The sequence below is a fragment of the Glycocaulis sp. genome (genome assembly GCF_052168375.1).
Taxonomy (GTDB): Bacteria; Pseudomonadota; Alphaproteobacteria; order Caulobacterales; family Maricaulaceae; genus Glycocaulis.
The window spans coordinates 1-5,339 of record NZ_JBQLZR010000199.1 but is presented as its reverse complement, the minus strand read 5'-3'; the positions used below and the strand labels follow the sequence as shown (position 1 = coordinate 5,339).

The following is a 5,339-nucleotide window of genomic DNA, read 5'->3' as shown; positions in this document are numbered from 1 at the left end:
TCTGGGGGCTTTGCAATGGCGAGGACGGGTTTGGGGCGGTGATTTTCTTGGTCGGGGTTGTCTGGCCGGCGGATACTTTTGCGTACTAGGGTGGAACCTGGCCCGGCGGCCCCAAACGGCTTCCGGCTGCCAGCCCGAACAAGACGTGGACCGGGCTCCTGGCCGGGCTGGGGTTCGGGTCTGCTGCGGGCGTGCTCATCGCCTCACTCTGGTCGGTGGAACCGGCCCTCGCTTTGGCTGCTGCTGTGCCTGCCGCACTCATGGCCGTTGCCGGCGATCTGGTAATGTCACTCGCCAAACGCCGCTTTGGCGTGAAGGATGCAGGGACACTCATCCCCGGACATGGCGGGGTGCTGGACAGGGTAGACGCCTTGATGCTCGCGACTGTTTTTGCCGGTCTTTTTGCGCTGCTTGTTCCCGGCGGCTGGCCGGGGGGCAGTTTCTAGATGGCACGCAGCCTGACCATTCTGGGCGCAACCGGCTCTGTCGGACTGGCCACGCTGGACCTTGTCGGTGCCGCTGGACCGGACAGCTATGCCATCACGGCGCTCACGGCCCATTCGAGGGCACGCGAACTCGCAGAGCTGTCATTGCGGTTCCGGCCCAAATTCACCGCGATTGCCGATGCCCGGCAAGCGGACGTGCTGGAAGATGCGCTGGCCGGTTCCGGGCTTCGATGGGGCGCCGGTCCCCAAGCCGTTCTAGAAGCCGCTTCGATGCAGGCTGACTGGACAATGGCCGCAATCGTCGGGGCTGCAGGCCTTGCCCCGACCCTTGAGGCGGTCAAGCGGGGCGGCATGGTGGCGCTTGCCAACAAGGAAGCGCTGGTGTGCGCGGGCGAGTTGTTTATCGAACACGCCCGAAAGTCCGGTGCGGTCATCCTGCCCGTCGATTCCGAGCACAACGCGATATTCCAGGCACTTGGCGGGGTGGATGCCACACGGGTTCGCCGGATCATCCTGACAGCCTCGGGCGGGCCTTTCCGGCTCGCCAGCCTGGACGTGATGGCGGCTGCAACCGTGCGTGATGCCGTCGCCCACCCGGTCTGGTCCATGGGCGCGAAGATTTCGGTCGATTCCGCGACGATGATGAACAAGGGCCTTGAAGTGATCGAGGCCTGTCACCTGTTCGCTCTGTCGCCGGAAAAGGTGGATGTGATCGTCCATCCCGAATCCATCGTCCACGGCCTGGTAGAGCACGTCGATGGCGGCCTCATCGCCCAGATGGGCATGCCCGACATGCGCACGCCCATTGCTCATGCGCTTGCATGGCCGCACCGGGTGGAGACCTCTGTGTCCCGCCTGGATCTTCCCGCGCTTGGACGGCTGACCTTTGAAGCGCCCGATCCGGAGCGCTTCCCAGCGCTCGGTCTGGCGCGTGCAGCTTTTACCGCTGGCGGTGCAAACCCGGTCATCCTCAATGCCGCGAACGAAGTGGCGGTCGATGCCTTTCTGAATGGTCATGTCGGGTTTCTTGACATCGCTGCCATCGTTGCGGAGTCTCTCGAACGGGGTGAGGGGATCGCCAGAGGACCATTGACCGACTTCGACGCTGTGTACGCGGCAGATGCCGCCGCACGCGATCTTGCTGGCGCATTTGTGCGGGCCCGGGCCCGCCGCGGTGCCGGTATTGCTAAAGGGGCTTGACCGGCGTGACCGACCTTCTCGGATCAGGTTTGCTCAGCATTGCCGCGTTTATCGCGGTGATATCCTTTGTCGTGGTCATTCACGAACTCGGCCACTACTGGGCCGGGCGGGCTTTCGGTGTGCATGCCGAGGCATTTTCCATCGGGTTCGGACCGACGCTTGTCAGCTGGAATGACCGGCAGGGGACGCAGTGGCGCATTGCAGCCCTGCCGCTGGGCGGCTATGTGCGGTTTCTCGGTGACGCGGATGCAGCCAGCGCGCCGGACCATGAAAGCCTTGAACGGCTGCGCGAACAGCGCGCCGATGCCGGGCGGGTCTTCCATTTCAAGCCGGTCTGGCAGAGAGCCGGTATCGTGCTCGCCGGACCGGTCGCAAACTTCATCCTGGCGATTGTGGTCTTTGCTGCCCTTGGCATGGCGCGCGGCGAGGTCACCGTCGAGCCACGGATCGGAACGGTTCTGGAAGCAAGCCCGGCTGAAGAGGCAGGCTTTGAGCCGGGTGATTTACTGGTCTCGATTGATGGCCAGCGCGTGCGCACCTTTACCGATCTGTCTCAGGCGGTGATGACGCGGGCAGGGACCACCATGCGCATCGTTGTCGAGCGCGATGGCCAGGAACGCCTGCTGGAAGCCACACCGCGCCGGGAAATGCGGGAAGACGGGCTGGGTGGCACACGGGCGTTTGGCTTTCTGGGTGTGCAGCTGGCCGAGGATGCAACCGTCACACAGCGGCGTTTCGGCCCCATTGAGGCGGTCTGGCATGGTGTGGAGCGGACCTTCACGGTAGCCGGTACGATCCTCGATTACATGGTGCGCCTAGTGACCTTCCAGGCGTCGCTGGAGCACATTAACGGCCCGCTGGGTATAGCCACCACGGCCGGACAGATTGCCAACACGGCGGTAAGCGATCCGGGCGCTGCCGAAACCGGCAGCTATGATGTCGGCGCAGCGGTGGCGCGCCTTTCAACCAGCCTGCTTCTGCTTGCCGGATTGCTGTCCGTGGCGATCGGATTGATGAATCTCCTGCCCATACCGGTTCTAGACGGTGGGCACCTTGTGTATTACGCCTACGAAGCCGTGGCCAAACATCCCCCCAGCCCGTCGGTTCAGTCACTTGGCCTGAAGGCCGGACTGGCACTGATACTGGGGTTGATGGTTGTCGCCACATGGAATGATTTGAGTTATCTCGTCGGCCTGTTTTCTTGATGGTTGACCGGTTGGGATCAGGGTGGTGCAGGTAATGAAGTGTCTCGTCTGGACGGTAGCAGCCTTTGCGCTGGCGGTAATGCCGGCGGCCCACGCCCGCGCGGCGCAAGCCGAAGACGTGCCGGTTGAAACCTCCGCCGCTGACGAGGAAGCCGCTCCTCGCATCCTGCAGGTGCTCGTTGAGGGCAACCAGCGCGTCGAGGCAGACACCATCCTGTCCTACATGCTGGTGCGTCCGGGCGATGTGGCTGACCCCCGCCTGATCAACCTGTCCATGCAGACCCTGTTTGCGACCAATCTGTTCGCAGACGTCCGCGTGGCGCGCGACGGTGCAACACTGATCATCTACGTGCGGGAAAACCCGGTCATCAACCGCGTGGTGCTTGAGGGCAATCGCGCGATCAATGACGAGCGCATTACCGACGAGATCCAGCTCCAGCCGCGCGCCTTGTTCACCCGCGCCCGCGTCCAGACCGATGTCCAGCGCATTCTTGAAGTCTATCGCCGCTCCGGCCGCTTTGCGGTGCAGGTGAACCCGCAAATCGTTGAGCTGCCGCAGAACCGTGTTGATCTGATCTTCGAGATTTCCGAAGGCCCGACTACCGGTGTGGAGCGCATCAACTTTGTCGGCAACCGCGCCTATTCGGACCGAACGCTTCGCGGCGAGGTGGTGACGACCGAGGCGCGCTGGTGGCGGTTCTTCAGCTCCAATGACAACTACGATCCGGACCGTCTGGAATTTGACCGCGAGCAATTGCGCGAATTCTACGCCGACCGGGGCTATGCCGATTTCAGGGTCAGCTCGGCGGTTGCCGAACTAGTTCCTGACCAGTCGGGCTTTTACGTCACCTATACGGTGGACGAGGGTGAGGTTTACAATTTCGGCGAGATCAGCGTCACGACCGAAATCCCTGATCTTGATCCGGAATATCTCGAAGCCATCGTCTCATCGCGTCCGGGCAATCTCTATGTCGGCAGCCAGATCGAAGCTTCGGTCGACACGCTGACTTTCGCTGCCGGTGCGGCTGGTTATGCCTTCGTCGACGTGCGTCCGCGCGTGCGGACTAATCGTGAAACCCAAACGGTTGATATCGAATACGTCATCAACCCGGCGCCGCGTGTCTACATTGAGCGCATCGACATTCTGGGCAATTCCCGCACGCTGGACCGCGTCATCCGGCGCGAAATGGAACTGGTGGAAGGCGACGCCTTCAACCAGGTTCTGGTCAACCTGTCGCAACAGCGCGTCCAGCGCCTCGGCTTCTTTGAAGAGGTCGAGATCGAGCCGGTACCGGGCAGCTCTGCCGACCGTGCGCGCCTGCAGGTTCAGGTGACCGAGCAGCCGACAGGCGAGCTCGCCTTCGGTGTCGGCTACTCCTCGACGGACTCCTTCCTGGTCGATTTCTCGGTGTCGGAACGCAATCTGCGCGGCCGTGGCCAGTTCCTGCGCCTTCGCGTATCGGAAAGCTCGCGCCGCCGTCAGATCGATATCCGCTTTACCGAGCCGCGCTTCCTTGATCGCAACCTGGCTGCCGGCTTCGACCTGTTCCAGGTGCGCTCCAACTTTGCGCAGGAAGCCTCGTTCGAAACAGAATCGACCGGTTTCAGCCTTCGCACCGGCTTCCCGCTGACCGCATCGGTCGAAGGCAGTGTGAACTACACGCTGCGTAACGACGAAGTCGCGACCTTTGCCGGCGTGTCTCCGGCAATTGCCCGCGCGGCTGGCTCGCGCATCACCTCGCTTGTGGGTTACTCGGTGGCCTGGAATCGCATCGACAACTTCCAGCTTCCGACCAACGGCTTCCAGCTCACGCTAAATCAGGAAATTGCCGGCTTTGGCGGCGATGTGCGCTATGTCCGCACCGAGACCCGCGGCGCCATTTACCGCAACATCTTCCGGCCTGACATCGTGCTCAGCCTGACGGGTGAAGCGGGCATGATCCTGGCGTGGGGCGGCGATTCGGTCCGCATCAACGACCGCTTCTTCAAAGGTGGTAACTCGTTCCGCGGCTTCGAGACCGCCGGTATCGGTCCGCGTGTCGTTCAGCGCAATACAGCGGGCGAACTCGTTCGCGGTGATGCTCTTGGTGGCAATTTCTACGCCATCGGCGCGCTTGAACTGGGCTTCCCGCTCGGCCTGCCGGAGCAGTATGGCGTGCGGGGCAGCGTGTTTACCGAATTCGGCACAATCGGCATTCTGCCATCAGTTGACCAGATTGCTGACGTAGGCGGGACAAACTCGCCCTTCACCATTGACGAACTGGCTCCGCGCCTGTCGGTCGGCGTCAGCATTTTCTGGGACTCGCCGTTTGGCCCGGTCCGTTTCGACTTCGCCGAAGCCTTGTTGTACGAGGAGTACGACCGGCGTGAATTCTTCCGTTTCAGCACCAGTACAGGGTTCTAATAACATCACTTTCCAACATCGCCGGACAATGTCCTCGCCTCTTCGTGCCTTCTTTGCCGGCATCGTGCTGGCACTGGGCGCCGT

At 62.4% G+C, this 5,339-nt stretch carries 3 protein-coding genes and 1 pseudogene; all 4 read left to right on the top strand.

Features of this window, described 5'->3' with window-relative positions; translation table 11 throughout:
• Positions 1 to 104 precede the first annotated feature (104 nt).
• A pseudogene (locus ACTS2Z_RS07820) lies at positions 105 to 446 on the top strand (phosphatidate cytidylyltransferase); the annotation flags it as partial.
• Complete coding sequence (gene dxr / locus ACTS2Z_RS07815; protein ID WP_442572653.1) at positions 447 to 1,646, top strand: 1-deoxy-D-xylulose-5-phosphate reductoisomerase; 1,200 nt, start codon at positions 447 to 449, stop codon at positions 1,644 to 1,646.
• A gap of 5 nt (positions 1,647 to 1,651) precedes the next feature.
• Positions 1,652 to 2,851 carry a M50 family metallopeptidase gene (locus ACTS2Z_RS07810; protein WP_442572652.1) on the top strand — a complete coding sequence of 400 codons (1,200 nt, stop codon included), beginning with the start codon at positions 1,652 to 1,654 and terminating at the stop codon, positions 2,849 to 2,851.
• Between the two features lie 34 nt (positions 2,852 to 2,885).
• The gene (gene bamA / locus ACTS2Z_RS07805; protein ID WP_442572651.1) at positions 2,886 to 5,255 is read left to right on the top strand and encodes an outer membrane protein assembly factor BamA; all 2,370 of its coding nucleotides are present in this window, start codon (positions 2,886 to 2,888) and stop codon (positions 5,253 to 5,255) included.
• The last annotated feature ends 84 nt before the right edge of the window (positions 5,256 to 5,339 follow it).